This is a genomic window from Streptomyces sp. NWU339 (assembly GCF_003143855.1).
Lineage (GTDB): Bacteria > Actinomycetota > Actinomycetes > Streptomycetales > Streptomycetaceae > Streptomyces.
This window is the reverse complement of the sequence record NZ_QFRK01000010.1, coordinates 169006-186120: the sequence shown is the minus strand read 5'-3', so window position 1 is coordinate 186120 and position 17115 is coordinate 169006. Positions and strand designations below refer to the sequence as shown.

At 72.9% G+C, this 17115-nt stretch carries 14 protein-coding genes and 1 pseudogene; 6 read left to right on the top strand and 9 right to left on the bottom strand.

Annotated features, from left to right (window positions below):
• Positions 1 to 26: 26 nt before the first annotated feature.
• Positions 27 to 1205, top strand: coding sequence for an XdhC family protein (locus tag DIZ27_RS15165; RefSeq protein ID WP_109378925.1), 1179 nt, complete (start codon positions 27 to 29; stop codon positions 1203 to 1205).
• A gap of 42 nt (positions 1206 to 1247) precedes the next feature.
• On the opposite strand, the gene DIZ27_RS15160 is transcribed toward DIZ27_RS15165, so the two are convergent.
• The 4 genes from DIZ27_RS15160 to DIZ27_RS15145 all read right to left on the bottom strand — a co-directional run bounded on the left by DIZ27_RS15160 (position 1248) and on the right by DIZ27_RS15145 (position 6166).
• On the bottom strand, positions 1248 to 1688 hold the full coding sequence (locus DIZ27_RS15160) for an Immediate-early protein 2 (protein WP_109378924.1): 441 nt from the start codon (positions 1686 to 1688) through the stop codon (positions 1248 to 1250).
• A gap of 81 nt (positions 1689 to 1769) precedes the next feature.
• The gene (locus DIZ27_RS15155; protein WP_146228948.1) at positions 1770 to 2072 is read right to left on the bottom strand and encodes a hypothetical protein; all 303 of its coding nucleotides are present in this window, start codon (positions 2070 to 2072) and stop codon (positions 1770 to 1772) included.
• Between the two features lie 219 nt (positions 2073 to 2291).
• A complete protein-coding gene (locus DIZ27_RS15150; protein ID WP_109378922.1) occupies positions 2292 to 3083 on the bottom strand; it encodes a trypsin-like serine protease in 792 nt (263 codons plus the stop codon).
• A gap of 206 nt (positions 3084 to 3289) precedes the next feature.
• Positions 3290 to 6166: an AAA family ATPase gene (locus DIZ27_RS15145; RefSeq protein WP_109378921.1), complete on the bottom strand. Its 2877-nt coding sequence runs from the start codon at positions 6164 to 6166 to the stop codon at positions 3290 to 3292.
• A gap of 358 nt (positions 6167 to 6524) precedes the next feature.
• On the opposite strand from DIZ27_RS15145, the gene DIZ27_RS15140 reads away from it, so the two are divergent.
• The 4 genes from DIZ27_RS15140 to DIZ27_RS15125 all read left to right on the top strand — a co-directional run bounded on the left by DIZ27_RS15140 (position 6525) and on the right by DIZ27_RS15125 (position 10368).
• Positions 6525 to 8195 carry an AMP-binding protein gene (locus DIZ27_RS15140; protein ID WP_109378920.1) on the top strand — a complete coding sequence of 557 codons (1671 nt, stop codon included), beginning with the start codon at positions 6525 to 6527 and terminating at the stop codon, positions 8193 to 8195.
• 606 nt (positions 8196 to 8801) lie between these two features.
• Positions 8802 to 9167, top strand: a complete 366-nt coding sequence (locus DIZ27_RS47080; protein ID WP_258308375.1) for a hypothetical protein — start codon at positions 8802 to 8804, stop codon at positions 9165 to 9167.
• Positions 9168 to 9243: 76 nt separating this feature from the next.
• Positions 9244 to 9939 (top strand): type 1 glutamine amidotransferase domain-containing protein, encoded by a 696-nt coding sequence (locus tag DIZ27_RS15130; protein WP_181383533.1) that lies wholly within the window; start codon positions 9244 to 9246, stop codon positions 9937 to 9939.
• A 123-nt stretch (positions 9940 to 10062) separates the two neighbouring features.
• Positions 10063 to 10368, top strand: a complete 306-nt coding sequence (locus tag DIZ27_RS15125; protein ID WP_109378918.1) for a muconolactone Delta-isomerase family protein — start codon at positions 10063 to 10065, stop codon at positions 10366 to 10368.
• 358 nt (positions 10369 to 10726) lie between these two features.
• Here the strand turns inward: DIZ27_RS15125 and DIZ27_RS15115 are convergent, their stop codons facing one another.
• Both DIZ27_RS15115 and DIZ27_RS15110 read right to left on the bottom strand, forming a co-directional pair.
• Positions 10727 to 11293: a GNAT family N-acetyltransferase gene (locus DIZ27_RS15115; RefSeq protein ID WP_109378917.1), complete on the bottom strand. Its 567-nt coding sequence runs from the start codon at positions 11291 to 11293 to the stop codon at positions 10727 to 10729.
• 84 nt (positions 11294 to 11377) lie between these two features.
• A pseudogene (locus DIZ27_RS15110) lies at positions 11378 to 12078 on the bottom strand (hypothetical protein).
• Positions 12079 to 12342: 264 nt separating this feature from the next.
• On the opposite strand from DIZ27_RS15110, the gene gcl reads away from it, so the two are divergent.
• A complete protein-coding gene (gcl, locus tag DIZ27_RS15105; protein WP_109378916.1) occupies positions 12343 to 14127 on the top strand; it encodes a glyoxylate carboligase in 1785 nt (594 codons plus the stop codon).
• Between the two features lie 246 nt (positions 14128 to 14373).
• On the opposite strand, the gene DIZ27_RS15100 is transcribed toward gcl, so the two are convergent.
• The 3 genes from DIZ27_RS15100 to DIZ27_RS15090 all read right to left on the bottom strand — a co-directional run bounded on the left by DIZ27_RS15100 (position 14374) and on the right by DIZ27_RS15090 (position 16720).
• Positions 14374 to 14610, bottom strand: a complete 237-nt coding sequence (locus DIZ27_RS15100; protein WP_109378915.1) for a hypothetical protein — start codon at positions 14608 to 14610, stop codon at positions 14374 to 14376.
• A 310-nt stretch (positions 14611 to 14920) separates the two neighbouring features.
• Positions 14921 to 15814, bottom strand: coding sequence for a 2-hydroxy-3-oxopropionate reductase (locus tag DIZ27_RS15095; protein ID WP_109378914.1), 894 nt, complete (start codon positions 15812 to 15814; stop codon positions 14921 to 14923).
• A gap of 48 nt (positions 15815 to 15862) precedes the next feature.
• The gene (locus tag DIZ27_RS15090; protein ID WP_109378913.1) at positions 15863 to 16720 is read right to left on the bottom strand and encodes a TIM barrel protein; all 858 of its coding nucleotides are present in this window, start codon (positions 16718 to 16720) and stop codon (positions 15863 to 15865) included.
• Positions 16721 to 17115: the final 395 nt, after the last annotated feature.

The following is a 17115-nucleotide window of genomic DNA, read 5'->3' as shown; positions in this document are numbered from 1 at the left end:
GAGCACCCGGCTCAGGAGGCCGAGAGATGCTGGACATCGCCGAGGAACTGCACCGGTGGGCCGAGCAGGGCCGCGACTTCGCGGTCGCCACCGTGGTGGCGGTCGTCGGCAGCGGGCCCCGCGGGCCCGGCGCCGCGCTGGCGGTGGACACCGACGGCACGGCGATCGGCTCGGTCTCCGGCGGCTGCGTGGAGGGCGCGGTGTACGCGCTGTGCGAGCAGGCGCTCCGGGACGGCGAAACCGTCCTGGAACGCTTCGGCTACAGCGACGAGGACGCCTTCGCCGCCGGTCTGACCTGCGGCGGCGTCATCGACATCCTGATCACACCGGTACGGGCCGCGGACCCCGTCCGCCCGGCGCTCACCGCCGCGCTCGCCGCCGCCGCGCGAGGCGAGGCGGCGGCCGTGGCGCGGATCGTGAGCGGCCCCGCCGACCTGATGGGCCGCGCGCTCACGGTGTACCCCGACGGCTCGTACGAGGGGGGTTTCGGCGACCGTCCGGGTCTCGACCGCACCGTGGCGTGGGAGGCGGGCGCGTTCCTGGACGCGGGCCGCACCGGCACCCTGGAGATCGGCGCGGAGGGTTCACGCTGCGGCGCCCCGGTGACCCTGCTGGTCGAGTCGTCGGTCCCGCCGCCCCGGATGATCGTCTTCGGCGCGATCGACTTCGCGTCGGCGCTGGTCCGGGCCGGCACGTTCCTCGGCTACCGGGTCACGGTGTGCGACGCGCGCCCCGTGTTCGCCACCCGGGCACGCTTCCCGGACGCCGACGAGATCGTCGTCGAGTGGCCGCACCGGTACCTGGAGCGCACCGACGTCGACGCCCGTACGGTCCTGTGCGTCCTCACCCACGACGCGAAGTTCGACGTCCCCCTGCTCCGGCTCGCCCTGCGCCTCCCGGTCGCCTACGTCGGCGCGATGGGCTCCCGCCGCACCCACCTGGACCGCGAGGCCCGCCTGCGCGAGGCCGGCGTCACCGACCCGGAACTGGCCCGCCTGCGCTCCCCGATCGGCCTCGACCTCGGCGCCCGCACCCCGGAGGAGACGGCCCTGTCCATCGCCGCCGAGATCGTCGCCACCCGTCGGGGCGGCGCCGGCGTCCCCCTCACCGGCGCCCACACCCCGATCCACCACGACGTCGAACCCACGCCGCCCACCGTCGCACCCGCACCCGAGCCCGCGGGCCGGACCGGCTCGGGGGCGTGAGGGTGGTGCCGCCGACGCGGTGATCACCCGCCGCTCCGGCCGTCACGGCTGTCGCAGCAGGGTGTTCACCGCTCGTCCGAACACCTGGCGGGAGACCGACCGCAGCGCGGGGTCGCAGAAGGCGGGGAGGAAGCGGACCCGCAGGTCCTCGCGCCACAGGACGCGGGTGCGTCCGCCCGGCCCCGGACGGACCTCGATCTCCGCCCAGCCCCGGACCACGCGGCCCCGCTTCTCCAGGCGGCACAGGCCCGGGGAACCGGGGCCGGGGGGCCGCCACACCGTCACCTCCATCGGGTCGTCGAAGGAGAGCGGGCCGAGACCCGAGCGGGCGACGACGACCGTGCCCTCACCGGTGGGCGGGGGAGGGGTCACGGTGATCCGGGTGAGGGGGACCGCCGCTCCGTGGCGGTGCCACTCCGTGAGCCGGCGCCAGGTCTCGTCGATCGGGAGGGGCGCCGTGCGCTGGAGCTGGAAGGTGGCCACGGAAGGATCCTAGGGAATCCCGTCCGCCCGGTGGCCCGGGCGGGGAGGGGCTCACCCGACCGGCTCAGCCGGTGCGCGACATCACCGGGGTGCCGGGGCCGGCCGGGTGCGGGAGGCCAGCACCCGACGCATCTCGAACTCCGTGCGTTCGGCCACCTCGCGGGCCTCCGCCACGACGTCACCCCGTTCGCGCACCAGGCTCTCGTAGACCGGGAGGCCTTCGGTTCCCCGGGGGCGGCCGGCGTCGCTCCGAGGGCTCTTGGGGCTCTGGGCGGTCTGGGGGTTCTGCGGGGTCTGTGCGGTTCCACCGTTCTCGGTGGGGTGGGGATTCACTGGGGGCGGCCCTTCGTCGTGGGGTTGTTCCGGGGTGGTGCCCGACTGCATGAAAAAGGGCCGCTTCTCGCGTCCCGTACGGATCAGCGTCCGGTGACCGTCACGGTGTTACACGTCTCGAGGAAATCTCCTGAATGGGCCTTGATGGGGAGGTTCGCCCCCGGGCATGGAAAGGGGGCGTTGCGGGCTGCTCGTGGAAGCTCGCAACGCCCCCTGGCAATCACCTGAGGGGTACTCAGGAACTCGGGTGCCTCACATCGACCCGTGGGGCTACGAGTTGATCTGGGCCGTGACCTCCCCGGAGAAGGTGGTCAACCGGGTGTACACGCCAGGGGATCCGGCCGCCGCGCAGCCGTCGCCCCAAGAGGTGATGCCCGCGAGCCGGCCGCCTATGAGCAGCGGTCCGCCGCTGTCGCCCTGGCAGCTGTCCACGCCGCCGGAGGAGTGGCCGGCGCACACCATGTCGCTCCGGACGAACCGGGAACCGTACGAACTGCCGCAGCTCGCGTCGGACACCGTCGGGACGGTCGCGGTGCGCAACTGGTTGGAGGAGCTGCCGCCCGAGGAGGTGGTGCCCCAGCCCAGGATGCGGGCGGTGGTGCCGGCCGCGTACACCGAGGTGTCCGAGGAGGAGACGTAGCCCGCCGTGGAGTACGGCATCGACGTCGACAGGGTCAGCACCGCGACGTCGTCGCCGCGGGTGACGCTCCGGTAGTCCGGGCTGATCCAGATCCTGCTGACGCGCGCCACCGTACCGTTGGTGCCGTTCAGGTAGGTGCGCCCGCCGACCACGCGCACACTGCCGGTGGTCTCGCCGACCATGCAGTGGGCGGCCGTGACCACCTTCGTGGGCGTGACCAGGGTGCCGCCGCAGAACTGGTTCTGCGAGGCGTCGGTGATCTGCATGACGAACGGGTACGCGGACGTCGTGGTCGTGGTGCCGCCGACGATCGGCTGGGGAGCGGCGGCGGCGGAGGGGGCGGTGAGCAGTGCGGTCGCGGCGGCGGCCGCGGTCGCCGCGACGAGCGCGGCGGCCTTCTTGGCGCGGGTGAGCCCGGACATCGGTCTCCTCGTCGGTTGCCGGTGGGGGGGTCGCACGGGGTGGGGGGTTCAGCACGGGGACCGGGCCACCGGTCTCCATGTGCCCGGCGAGCGGCACGGATTACGCTACGAGCCGGAGCGCGAGCCCCCAATGAGGGAAGCCCCTACGGGAGCCGGACAGGGAAAACCCTCGGTCGCCGGAGCCCCGAACTCCCCATCCGCCCCGGTTACTTCGTACGGCGGCCCGCCGCCAGCCGGACGATGTCCACCCGCGACCGGATGCCCAGTTTCCGGTACACCCGGGTGAGGGTCGCCTCGACGGTCTTCACGCTGATGAACAGTCGGCCGGCGATCTCCCGGTTGGTGGCCCCCTCCATCACCAGTGAGGCGACCTGCCGTTCCATCGAGGCGAGACCGTCCAGCGCGGCCGGGGTCGCCGGGGCGGCGGGCACGGTCTCCGGCACCACCGGACCGGCGGTCACGGCCGCGTCCACCTGGCGCAGCCAGGGCAGGGCGCGGCAGCGCCGGAACAGCCGTGCGGCCTCGTCGTACGGGGCCGGACCCGGGTCCCGGGCACGCAGCCGGGCCAGCGCGAACGCGGCCCGCGCCTCCTCCAGGCCGAAACCCAGCGCGGCGAGTCGGCCCTGCGCCGACGTCAACTGCACCCGGGCGGCCTCGTGTTCGCCACGCGCCGCGCGTACCAGCGCCTCGGCGCGGTCGAGTACGGCCAGCACGCTCAAGCGGTTCAGACGCCGCGCGTGCACCCGTGTGACGTTGATGAGTTCCTGCGCCTCGCCGGGTTCACCGATCCGCACCAGCGCCTCGGCGAGATCGCCGTGCCAGCGGCCCCGCGCCGGGTCGTGGATGCCCATGCCGTGCTCCAACTCCCGCACCCGGCGCAGCGAACGGACCGCGGCCGCGGCGTCCCCGGCGACCAACCGGGCGTAGCCCAGGGCGGCCAGGGCGAGGGAGAGATACAACTGGTCGCCGTCCACCTCGGCGTGGTCCGCGGCCTCCCGGGCCAGTGCGAGCGCCCGGTCCACGTCCCCGCCGGAGGCCTCCGCGAGGGAGGCGAGCATGGCCGAGGCGCTCTCGCCGATCCCGGAGTCACGGGCCAGCCGCAGGCTCTCGCGGGTCAGGTCCAGGGCCCGGCCGCAGTGCCCGGAACGCAGTTCGGTGTCGGCGAGCAGACGCAGGAAGTGCACCTCGCTCTCGACCATGCCGCGCCGCCGGGCCTCCCGCAGCAGTCCGGTGATGCTCCTGCGGGCCTCGGGCAGCTGGTCGCTCATCAGCAGCCAGCGGAACCTGGCCGACGCGGCGCCGTTGTGGTGGCAGGCCACATCGGGGTCCTGGGGTTCCTGCAGGGCCCGCTCGATGGTGGCGGGCGCGTCCGGGTGGCCCATCAGGGTCTCGGTGGAGGACTGGAAGGCGAGCGCCATCAGCTCCGTACGCCGGTCCCCGCCGCGTGCGGCCAGTTCCGCGGCGTGCGCGGTCTCCAGCCGGGCCTTGGCGAAGTCGCCGTCCACCACCACCTCCCGCCAGGCCAGCTGGTAGTGGACCAGGGCGAGCAGCCGCGGGTCGTCGCCGGCGTCCGCCAGCACCTGCGGGTAGACCGCGTCGACCTCGCCGAGCGCCTGCCCGGCCGCCTCGATGACCACCATCCACGCCCGCACCCGCTCCGCGGGCACCGTGGCCCGGGTCAGCACCTCGCGCGCGATGTCCCGGGCGAGATCCACCTCCCCGGCGGTGATGGCGTCCTCGGCGGCCTGCAGCCGCCGCTCGTCCGGACTCGGCACGCTGCGGCCCGGCTCGCCGCCGGCCGACGCCGTGTCCGCCCGCGTGCCGTCGGCCGACGGGTCCGCCGGGGTGTGACGGGCCGCCAGCAGCCCCAGCGAGGCCGCGACCGAGGGCGCCCCCCGGTCCCGGGCCAGCGCGGCGGCCTCGGCGAGCCGGGCCGCCACCTCCGGATCGGTGCCGGTCGTGGCCAGGGCCAGATGCCGGGCCCGCTCGATGGGGTCGGAGGCCGCCGTGGACAGCGCGGCGTGCGCGGCCCGCCGCTCGTGCGCCGGGGCCTCCGCGTACAGCGCGGCCGAGATCAGCGGATGCGCGAAACGCAGGGCCGGCTCCTCCGGGTCCGTCGCCAGCAGCCCCAGCGCGGCGGCCTGGGCCGTCTCCTCCTCGGCGTGGTCCCGGCCGGCCGCGTGCAGCAGCGCCGGCGTGGGGCGGGCGCCGACGCTGGCCACCAGCAGGGTGCGGCGCGCCTCGTCCGACAGCATCTCCAGCCGGCTGAGCACCAGGGCCCGCAGCGAGGTCGGCACCGGCAGCGGCTCACCGGGGCGGGGGCGGGTCGGGCTCTCGGCCAGGGCGCGGCCCAGTTCGAGCGCGAAGAGCGGGTTGCCGCCGCTGGTGCGGTGGATGTCACGGACGGTGGTACGGGACAGGCCCGTGTAGCCGCGGTGGTCGAGCAGCGTGGACACCTGGACACGGGAGAACGGGCCCAGCCGCACCACGCGCGTGTCCGGCGGGCAGGCCCGCAGATGACGGTCGTACTCCTCCAGCCCCTCCGTACGCACCGCGCACAGCATCTGCACGGGGGTGTCGCCGAGGCGCCGCGCGGCGAATCCGAGAAGCTCCGCGCTGGCCGGGTCCAGCCACTGCAGATCGTCGGCGACGACCAGGACGGGCCCCTCGGCGGCGAGCGCCCGCAGGGTGGACAGCACCGCCAGGCGCAGCGCGAGACCGTCCCGTTGGAGGGTCGACTCGCCGCGGCCGGTGAGCGCCGACTCCAGGGCGGTGCGTTGCGCGGCGGGCAGCGCACCGGAGACCCGGTCCAGGACCAGACCGAACAGATCGGCCAGTGCCAGGAACGGGAGGTGGGATTCGGACTCGGTGGCCGAGCAGCGCAACACCGTGGGCGCCGCGCCGGCGTTTTCCGCCGCAAGTGCCCGCAGCACGGTCGACTTTCCTATTCCGGCGGGCCCGTGGAGCAGCACACTGCCCCCTCGGGCGAGCTGTTCGCGCGCCTCGGCGAACGGTTCCTCCCGGCCGATGACCAGGTCGGGGCGGCACCTGGCAGGCTCCTTGAAGTCCCCTCGCACGGTCACCGCTCCCCTCCTGTGTCGTGTCCTGGCCAATATTAGGCAACAGGCCCTTTCATTTCGGAGAGACGGCGTGGTGAGGGAAATAACAGCGTGCCGCGCGGATGAAATCCAAAGCCCCGGGACCCCGGTAATGGCGGCCGTACGAGACCACGGCACACCCCCGGCGGCCACCACGCCCGGCGGGCCGGCGCGCCACCGGGTCCGACCGCGTCGAGTGCTCCCGTCGGGCCGGCCGTCACCTGTTCGCCCCTTCGTCACGGCTTCCGCGTACCCACCCCCCGTTCGGGGGTAGTGGGACCTGCGTCACGGATTACACGACGGGGGAGAGCCACCCGGCGAGGTTCGGCACCGAGGAGGACAGATGACGACGGCGACGGAAGAGTTCCGCAGGGCCCGGGACTTCCTGTTGGAACACCGCGACGACTACGCCACCGCCTACGCGGGGTTCCGCTGGCCGCGCCCCGAGCGGTTCAACTGGGCGCTCGACTGGTTCGACGTGATCGCGGACGGCAACGACCGCACCGCGCTGCACCTCGTCGAGGAGGACGGCGAGCAGACCAGGCTGTCCTTCGCCGAACTGGCCCGCCGCTCCGACCAGGCCGCGAACTGGCTGCGCCAGCAGGGCGTACGCGCCGAGGACCGGGTGCTGGTCATGCTCGGCAACCAGGCCGAACTCTGGGAGACCGCGCTCGCCGCGATGAAACTGCGCGCCGTGGTCATCCCCGCCACCCCGCTGCTCGGCCCCGCCGACCTGCGCGACCGCGTCGACCGGGGCCGCGTCCGGCACGTGATCGCCCGCGCCGCCGACACGGCGAAGTTCGACGAGGTGCCCGGCGACTACACCCGGGTCGCGGTCGGCGCGGGAGCGGGCGACGCCTGGCTGCCGTACGAGGACGCCTACGGCGCCGCCGAGCACTTCGCACCCGACGGGCCCACCCTCGCCGCCGACCCGCTGATGCTGTACTTCACCTCGGGCACCACCGCCCGGCCCAAGCTCGTCGAGCACACCCACACCACGTACCCCATCGGGCACCTGGCCACCATGTACTGGATCGGGCTGAAACCCGGCGACGTGCACCTGAACATCTCCTCACCCGGCTGGGCCAAGCACGCCTGGTCCAACCTCTTCGCCCCGTGGAACGCCGAGGCGACCGTCTTCCTGCACAATTACGCACGCTTCGACGCCGTCCGGCTGATGACCGAGATGGACCGCGCCGGCGTCACCACCTTCTGCGCGCCGCCGACCGTGTGGCGCATGCTCATCCAGGCCGACCTCACCCGGCTGCGCACCCCGCCGCGCGAGGTCGTCGCCGCCGGTGAGCCGCTCAACCCCGAGGTCATCGAGCAGATCCGGCGCGCCTGGAACGTGACGATCCGCGACGGCTTCGGCCAGACCGAGACCGCCGTCCAGGTCTCCAACAGCCCGGGCCAGCCCCTCAAGACGGGCTCCATGGGCCGCCCCAGCCCCGGCTACCGCGTCGCACTCCTCGACCCGGTCTCCGGTGCGCCCGCCGCCGAGGGCGAGATCGCGCTCGACCTGTCGCACCGTCCGGTGGGCCTGATGACCGGCTACCACGGCGACCCCGAGCGCACCGCGGAGGCCATGGCCGGCGGCTACTACCGGACGGGCGACATCGGCGCGCGGGACGAAGAGGGATACATCACGTATGTCGGGCGCGCGGACGACGTCTTCAAGGCGAGTGACTACAAGATCAGTCCGTTCGAGCTGGAGAGCGCCCTGCTGGAGCACGAGGCGGTCGCCGAGGCGGCCGTCGTGCCCGCTCCGGACGAGCTGCGCCTGGCCGTGCCCAAGGCGTACATCGTGCTCGCGGAGGGCAGGCAGCCCGGCCCGGACACCGCGAAGGAGCTCTTCGAGCACTCCCGCAAGGTGCTCGCCCCCTACAAGCGGATCCGCAGGCTGGAGTTCGGCGAGCTGCCCAAGACCGTCTCCGGCAAGATCCGCCGCATCGAGCTGCGCGAGGCCACGGCGGCGGGTTCCGAGGCCGAGTACCGCGAGGAGGACTTCCGGTGACCTCTTCCGCCGCGACCCCGGGCCGCGGAGCGCGTCCGTCGTTCCGCCGTGAGGGAGGGAACGGGGCCAGGCTCCCTGGGGCAGGGCCATGGAGAGGGCGGTGGCGTCGCCACCGGACGACGTATCGCGTCATCCGGGGGTGATCCCGGCGGCCGGGGCCGGTACCGTGCCGTCGACCGGATGCGAGAAGACCTCCGGCCCTGGACAGCAGGGCCGGAGGTCTTCTTCGTCGAGCGCCGGGCAGGCCTTGCACCTGCATTTCCCCGCAGGAAGCGGGGCGTCTTTCCTCGGACCACCGACGCATCACCCGCCACCGGCGAAGTCGGCGGCGTGTACAAGATCCACTCTACCGCAGTCGGAGCAGGCGGTGCACCGCGCGTACGCAGCCCGGCACCGATCTCCCGTTCGTGCCGCATTGCCGTGTTCCATACCGTTTCAGCGGAGGGCGTAGCGATGTACCGCCGTGCCCGCCGTTTCCCCCAGTCGACCACCCCGCAGCGGGCGCCGGGCCGGCGACCGCCGGGAACAACGCTGTTCAGCGGCGTCTACGGGCTCGTTCCGGCCGGTGCGGCCGCCCATGGCCGTGCCCACGTTGTCGCGCATCGGATGTCAGCGGATCGTGGCGGTGTCAGGATCGGGCTGCGCGCGATGCCCGCCGAGCGGCCGGTCGTCGCTGCGGCTGTCCCCACCGCCCTGGTGCTCGACACCTTGCTGCTCGCCGGGTGGGGAGTGCGGGCCGCGCGCAGCGTGGGCCGTGGCTGGGCGACTTCGCTCCGGGCCGGAACCGCCGACATGCTGATCGGCCTGGTGAGCATCGTGGCCAACGCCCTGATCGAGCAGCGGGCGCTGCTTCTCCCGGACCTTGCCGCCTGGCTCTGTTCGGGAGAACGGGCGGACCTTGTCCACGGAGACGGTCAACCACACGTCGCACTGCGAGCCTTGGGTGACGAACCGCTGTCCGCAGGTGCCTGATGGCTTCTGTGCCTAGACTGGCCTTCAGTGCAAATCATCTCAATTTCGCCAAACGGGGCTGAGGAGGTGATGCGTGATGGCGAAGGTGCTTTTCGTGGTCACCGGAGCCACGTACCTGGTCCTGAAGGACGGCACGAGGTACGCCACCGGCTACTGGGCGGAGGAATTCGCGCAGCCGTACAAGGCGATCACGGAGGCAGGCCACGAGGTCGTCGTCGCGACGCCCAACGGCGTGACGCCGACCGTCGACATGATGAGCCTGCGCCCCGCCATGGCCGGCGGTGAGGAGGGAGCGCTCGAACTGGAAGCCATCATCCGTTCCGCGGAGGTCATGCGCCGGCCGATCAAACTCTCGGACGTGCGGCTGCAGGACTACGACGCGGTGTACCTGCCCGGAGGCCACGGCCCGATGCAGGACCTGTCGGTGGACGCCGACGCGGGACGGATACTGACCGAACAACTCGCCTCGGGCAAACCGCTCGCCATCGTGTGCCACGCCCCTGCCTCGATGCTGGCCACCAGGATTCACGGCGAGTCGCCCTTCAAGGGCTACCGGGTCACGGGCTTCACCAATGAAGAGGAAGAGGCTGTCGGACTGGCCGACAAGGCACAGTGGCTGCTCGAGGACGAGCTCAAGGAGAAAGTCGGCGTCGAGTACAGCCGGGGCGAGATGTGGAAGCCGTATGTGGTCGAGGACCGCAACCTGATCACCGGGCAGAACCCCCACTCCGCCGGAGTGCTCGCGGAACGGCTGCTGAAAACCCTCGTGTGAGAGCCCTCATGAGGTGAGGCGGCGTCCGACCTGATCGCGGCTCCGCTCGGGGGAGGCGGATGGCCACCAGCGAACTCGCCCTTCCCGTCGTCCCCGGGACCTTCATCGAACGGAGCAGAACCGATGCAGGAGTTCCTCGTCGAAATCACCACGACGATCCCTGAGGGAACCAGCCAGGACGAGGTCGACCGGCGGAGGGCGGCCGAGGCGGTCCGCGCGGGGGAGCTCTCGACGACCGGCAACCTGGCCCGATTGTGGCGTCCCGTGGGCGAGTTGCGCAGCATCGGGGTCTGGCGGGCCGCGGACGAGAAGGAACTCCGGGAGAAGGTGCTCGGCACACTGCCGCTGCGTCCCTGGATGACTCTCACCGTCACCCCGCTCGAACCCCACCCCAACGACCCCGGGCGGGCCACCGGCGGCACGCGGTGACGGCGGAACTCCCCTGGGCCACGGACCGCCGGGCAGTGGTGCCCGCGTGCCAGGGTGAGGCGCCGCTCCTCACAGGTCCAGGACGACCCCCTCGGTGGGCTGGGGTCAGCAGATGAGGACGTTGCCGTCGGCGGGGGCTCGACCGGGTCGGGAGCGTACCGCACTGCCCCGGACGTGAGAGCGAGTTCGCAGGTGTGGCGGACGCCGGTTCGGCACGACCACCTGACGGGACGTCGCAGGCTCCGGCGAGTTCGAGCAGGGACTCCCGGGCATCGCTCCAGGGGACCTCGAGACCGCTGCGGGCGAAGGCGACCGGGGGACCGGTGCCCGCCCGGCGGGTGGAGCGCGGCCGATCCGGTCAGCACTCTGATCGCGGTGCGGGCAGGCCGTCGGGCGTCCGCCCCGGCTGACGGAGCGTTCGGATGCTTCCGCGCATGCACAGGCGCGGCCACCGGTCGAGGCCGTGCTCGCTCTCCTCGGCGCGGATCCGGCGCAGACCGGGCGTGAGCTCGGCCTCGGTCAGCGTGCGGAAGCCGAGGCGGGTGTAGTACGGGGCGTTCCACGGGACGTCGGCGAACGTGGTCAGTGTCAGGGCGGTCAGGCCCTCCTCCCCGGCCCGTCGCGCGGCGTGGGCGATCAGGGACCGGCCCACGCCGCGGCGTGCGGCGCGCGGGTGGACGGAGACCTGCTCGACATGGAGCGCGGCGTCCACCGGCTCGGCGATCAGGTACGCGGCGGGCCGGTCCCGTGCGTCGGCCGCCACCCAGCAGTACCCCGCCCGACGGTGGTGCTCGAGGGTGTCCAGGGCGGGCGGTTCGTCGTCGGCGATCTCCGTCATGCCCAGGGCACGGAAGGGGGCGCCGGCGGCCCGTTCGACGTCCTGGAGGACGGGCAGCTCGTCGGGGGCGGCGGGGCGGATGCGCATGTGCCGAGTATCGGACGGTGGCGGCGGGCGCGTCGCCGGCTTTTCGGTCCGGTTCGCGGGCGGTGCGGTGTTCCGGGCCGGCTCTCAGGTCAGGGTGGCGTCCAGGGCGTTCACCGGCTGCGGGGTGCCGGTGAGGTCGAGCAGGAACAGCGGGACGCCGAGGCGGTCGGCGCGGTCCCGGGCGTCCGGGGTGTACCCGGCGAGGGAGAAGTGCAGGCACCGGGCGGACTCCGTCATGGCGGTCAGCCACAGGCACTCCACGTCCCGCGGTGTCGCCCGGCGCGCGGACGGGTCGAGGAGGACGACGACGCCCCGGCCGGCCCGATGCCGGAGGGAGGAGGCTGGTCGGCGCGGCGGATGTCCCCGTGGCCGAGCCTCCGCAGATACAGCACGGTGGCGGTGACCGCGTCGCGGACGCTGCGGATCTGCACGGAGCGGAAGGCGGGGTGCGGAGCGGCGCCGGTCTCCCGAGGTCCGAGTGAGGGTGCGGGTGTGGTGCCGGGGCCGGGCGGGGTGCCCGGGTCGGCCAGCGGGATCCGCAGTACGGTTCCGCACGGGCAACCGAGTTCCGGCCGCGGCCACTCGCCGGGCCGTCCGCAGTCCCCGCAGCGCACGGTGACCCAGTCGTCCTGCCAGACGCGGTGGACGACCGGTGCGGGCACCGCGTTCCCGTCCAGCGGCAGGCCGACGGGTGCGCCGCGCACACAGGGGTACGACGGCGCCGCATGACGGTGCGCGCCGCGGCAGGCGGGGCAGCGCACGGACACGAACACGCTCTCGGGCATGGCCCCACCACTTCCGTTCCTGGACGACCTGACCTCGGACCGGCGTCCCCATCGTCCTCCCGCACGCCCGCCCTGTCCGGCGGTTGCCGCTCCCGGAGGGCACTCGTGCCGTCTCTTGACGCCCTCGTGCCGCTCTCTTGACGACCTTCGCCCACCCTGCCTACATTCATTCCAGATAGCAGAAGTTACTTTCCGAAATACGGAAGAAGCGCACCGCGGGGCGCGACGGGAGTGCGAATCCGACAGTCGAAGCAGGAGTACTCCATGGCCCGAATGACCGCTGCCCGCGCGGCAGTCGAAATCCTCAAGCGCGAGGGCGTCACCGACGCGTTCGGTGTCCCCGGCGCGGCGATCAACCCCTTCTACGCGGCGCTCAAGGCCTCCGGCGGCATCACCCACACCCTCGCCCGCCATGTCGAGGGCGCCTCGCACATGGCCGAGGGCTACACCCGTACCCGAGCGGGCAACATCGGGGTCTGCGTCGGGACCTCCGGTCCGGCCGGCACCGACATGATCACCGGCCTGTACTCCGCGACCGGCGACTCCGTTCCGATCCTGTGCGTCACCGGCCAGGCCCCGACCGCGGTGCTCCACAAGGAGGACTTCCAGGCCGTCGACATCGCCGCCATCGCGAGGCCGGTCACCAAGATGGCGGTGACCGTCCTGGAGGCCGCGCAGGTCCCCGGTGTCTTCCAGCAGGCATTCCACCTCATGCGCTCCGGCCGGCCGGGCCCGGTCCTCATCGACCTGCCGATCGACGTGCAGCGCACGGAGATCGAGTTCGACCCGGGGACGTACGAGCCGCTCCCCGTCCACAAGCCCGCCGCGAGCCGCGCCCAGATCGAGAAGGCGCTCGGCATGCTGAACGCCGCCGAGCGCCCCCTGATCGTCGCGGGCGGCGGCATCCTCAATGCCGACGCCGCCGAACTCCTCGTGCAGTTCGCCGAGTTGACCGGTACGCCGGTCGTGCCGACCCTGATGGGCTGGGGCGTCCTCCCCGACGACCACGAACTGAACGCCGGTATGGTCGGCCTGCAGACCTCGCACCGCTACGGCAACGCGACCTTCCTGGAGTCCGACTTCGTCCTCGGCATCGGCAACCGCTGGGCCAACCGCCACACCGGCAGGCTCGACGTCTACACGGCCGGCCGGACCTTCGTCCACGTCGACATCGACCCCACCCAGATCGGCCGGATCTTCGCTCCCGACTACGGCATCGCCTCCGACGCGCGCGCCGCGCTGGAGCTGTTCGTCCGGGTCGCGAAGGAACTCAGCGCCGAGGGAGGGCTGCCCGACCGTTCCGCCTGGGCGGCCGCGGCACAGGAGAAGCGGGCCACGCTCCAGCGCCGTACGCACTTCGACGATGTCCCGATCAAGCCGCAGCGCGTCTACGAGGAGATGAACAGGGCCTTCGGCCCGGAGACGCGGTACGTCTCGACGATCGGCCTCTCACAGATCGCCGGCGCCCAGATGCTGCACGTCCACCGGCCCCGGCACTGGATCAACTGCGGCCAGGCCGGCCCCCTCGGCTGGACCGTCCCGGCGGCACTGGGCGTGGCCAAGGCCGACCCCGGTGCACAGGTCGTCGCCCTGTCCGGCGACTACGACTTCCAGTTCATGCTGGAAGAGCTGGCCGTCGGGGCGCAGCACAAGATCCCCTACGTACATGTCCTGCTGAACAACTCCTACTTGGGTCTCATCCGTCAGGCGCAGCGGGCGTTTGACATCGACTTCCAGGTCAACCTGGAGTTCGAGAACGTCAACGCGCCCGAACTGGGCGTCTACGGCGTCGACCACGTACGGGTCGCCGAGGGCCTCGGCTGCAAGGCGATCCGGGTGACCGAACCCGGCGGACTGGGCCCGGCGCTGGAGGAGGCCAAGAAGCTCGCCGCGGAGTTCAGGGTCCCGGTGGTCGTCGAGGCGATCCTGGAGCGCGTCACCGACATCTCCATGTCGACCACCAACGACATAAGCGAGGTCGTCGAGTTCGAGGACATCGCGACGGAGCCGTGGCACGCCCCGACGTCGATCAGGACGCTGAAGGTCTGACGGGCGTCGTACGGCGTCGGCGAACATCGGCGCTGTCGCTGTCGCTGCCGTAGCCCGGGGCTTCCCCTGAGCGGGGCCCGCCGCCCCCGTGCCGGCGGGCCCCGTGTACGGGGTATGTGCCCGTCGGTGGGGGTGCTCGAAGCCTCCCGGGCCCGGTTCAGAGGTTCATTTGAGAGTGCCGTAGCCGGGCTACGGCCGCTGCCGTAGAACCGGTGGACCGGGAACGGCCGTACGTCCCCGCCCCGCTCAGGCCTCGTGGTGCTCCGACAGGCCCGGCCAGTCGTCGGGGCCGCCGCCCTGCCACTCGATGAGGTCGGCCTCCTCGACGTCGGTGACGTAGAGGTCCGCCAGCCGCAGGATCTCGCCGACGTCGTCGACGTGCGAGGCGACGCCCAGCGTCTCGTCGCCCGAGGTGACCCGCCGCGAACCGTCCAGGGCCGGCGCATGGACCACGATGTGCGGTTGCTCCGTGGGAGGTGCCATGCCCCCAGGCTCCTGCCCGCCGGGCGGATCCGCACCCCGGACGCCGGGAGGCGGGGCCGTCCGGCGGCGCGAGGCCGGGCGCGACGGTGTGTTCGCGCCGCCGGACGGGGTCGGTGGGCCGGGCTCGGGACCGCGGCGGGTGCGACGGCACCGGGTGCCCCTCCGCTCAGGTCGAAGGAGGTGCCCCGGCGGCCTTCACCACCGCACTGGCTCGCGCGCCGCCGCGGCGCCCTCGCCCGCCCGCGGGGAGACCCCGCGGGCCGCGCGTACGGCCTCGCCCCCCGTCGGCGGCCGTACGCGGGTCGGACGGTCAGACCTGGGCGCCGGACAGCCGCTCCACCGCGCGCAGCAGCGCGGAGTGGTCCAGGCCGCCGTCGCCCTGCGCGCGCAGGCTCGCGACCAGTTGCGCGACCACCGCGCCGACGGGCAGGGCCGCCCCGACGGCGCGGGCGGCGTCGGTGACGATGCCCATGTCCTTGTGGTGCAGATCGATGCGGAAGCCGGGCGCGAAGTCACGGGCGAGGAAGTTGTCCTTCTTGCGGGTCAGCACGGTGGAGCCCGCGAGACCGCCGTTCAGGACGTCCAGCGCGGCCGCCAGGTCCACGCCGGACTTCTCCAGGAAGACCACGGCCTCGGCACACGCCTGGATGTTGACGGCGACGATCAGCTGGTTGGCGGCCTTCACGGTCTGGCCGGAGCCGTGCGGTCCGCACCGCACGACCGTCCTGCCGAGTACGTCGAAGAGCGGCTTCGCCCGGTCGAAGTCGGCCTGTTCACCGCCGACCATGATGGACAGCACCGCCTCGACGGCGCCCGCCTCGCCGCCGGACACCGGGGCGTCGAGCACCCGGATGCCCTTGTCCCTCGCGGCGGCGGCCAGGTCGACCGAGGTCTGCGGGGTGATCGAGGACATGTCGATCAGCAGGGCACCGGGCCGGGCGTTCTCCAGGATGCCGTCGGGTCCGTAGGCGACCGCCTCCACCTGGGGAGAGGCGGGCACCATGGTGATGATCACGTCCGCGTCACGGACCGCCTCGGCGACGGAGGCGGCGGCGGTGCCGCCCGCGGCGGCCAACCGCTCCAGCTTCTCCTGTTCCAGGGTGTGACCGGTGACGTGGTAGCCCGCCTTGATCAGGTTCTCGGACATGGGGGAGCCCATGATGCCGAGGCCGATCCAGGAGACCTTGGGAAGGGCGGTGCTCATGCGGGGGTGCCTCTCTTTCGCTCTGCGGTGTCTGCGGGCGTCCACTGCTCAGCGGGGGGCGCGGGCCTCGGCCGGCAGCCAGTCGAAGGCCTCGGCGCTCGGCCGGTCGCCGGGCTTGTACTCCAGGCCGACCCAGCCCGCGTAACCCGCCTTCCGCAGCCGTCCGAGGAGGTCCGCCAGCGGGAGCGAGCCGGTGCCGGGGGCACCGCGGCCGGGGTTGTCGGCGATCTGCACATGGCCGGTCCGCGCGGCGTACCGCTCGATCACCGCCGGCAGGTCCTCGCCGTTCCTGGACAGGTGGTACAGGTCCATCAGGAACCGGGCGTTGCCCAGCCCCGTGGCCGCGTTCACCTGGTCGACGACCTGCACCGCCGCCGGCGCCGACACCAGCGGGTACCGCGGCGACTCGGGCCGGTTCAGTGCCTCGACCAACAGGATCGCGCCGATCCGGTGGGCAGCGCGGGCGGCGAGGGCGAGGTTCTCCAGGGCGAGCGCGTCCTGCTCGGCGGGATCCACGCCGTCGACGCGGTTGCCGTACAGCGCGTTGAGGGCCGTGCAGCCGAGGGACTCGGCGAAGCCCGCGGCGACCTCGACGTTGGCGCGGAACCGCTCCGACTCCTCGCCCGGGACGGACAGGGCGCCGCGGTCCGGGCCGGGGAGCTGCCCGGCGTAGAAGTTCAGGCCCGTGAGCCGGACGCCCGCGTCCTCGATCGCCTTGTGCAGACCGTCCAGTTCGGACCGCTCCGGTGTGGGCGAGTCGGCCCAGGGCCACCACAGCTCGACCGCGGTGAAACCGGCCGCGGCGGCGGCCGCGGGGCGCTCCAGGAGCGGGAGTTCGGTGAAGAGGATCGACAGGTTGACGTCGAAGCGCTGCTCTGCGGCCGTACTCCACTCGGCACCTGGCATCGGACCGTGCTCCCTTCCTCTCGATTCATATTTCGTATTGCGGAATCTTCTTTCTGCTTACTGGAAGATTGCCCGCGGGTCTCGAGGCTGTCAAGAGGGGGGCGCGCGAGGTCACGCGCAGGCGTCGGGCGCACCGGCTCGGGGAGGGGGCGATGAACGTCATGTGAAGCGGACGCCTGGCCGGGACGGCGAGAAATCCGCAAGGCTCCCCGCAGCGGGATCGGGGCGCGGGGACGGCAGTCCGACGCCGACCCCCGGCCGCTGGGCGCATCAGGGCCGTTGGGCCCTCCCCTCGGGACCCGGTATGGACTGTTCGGCCCTGTCCGACCCCGGTACCCCGGAAAGGATCATGTGGCAGCGGCCGGGAGGCGTCGCGTCCGCTCCGGTCGACCCGG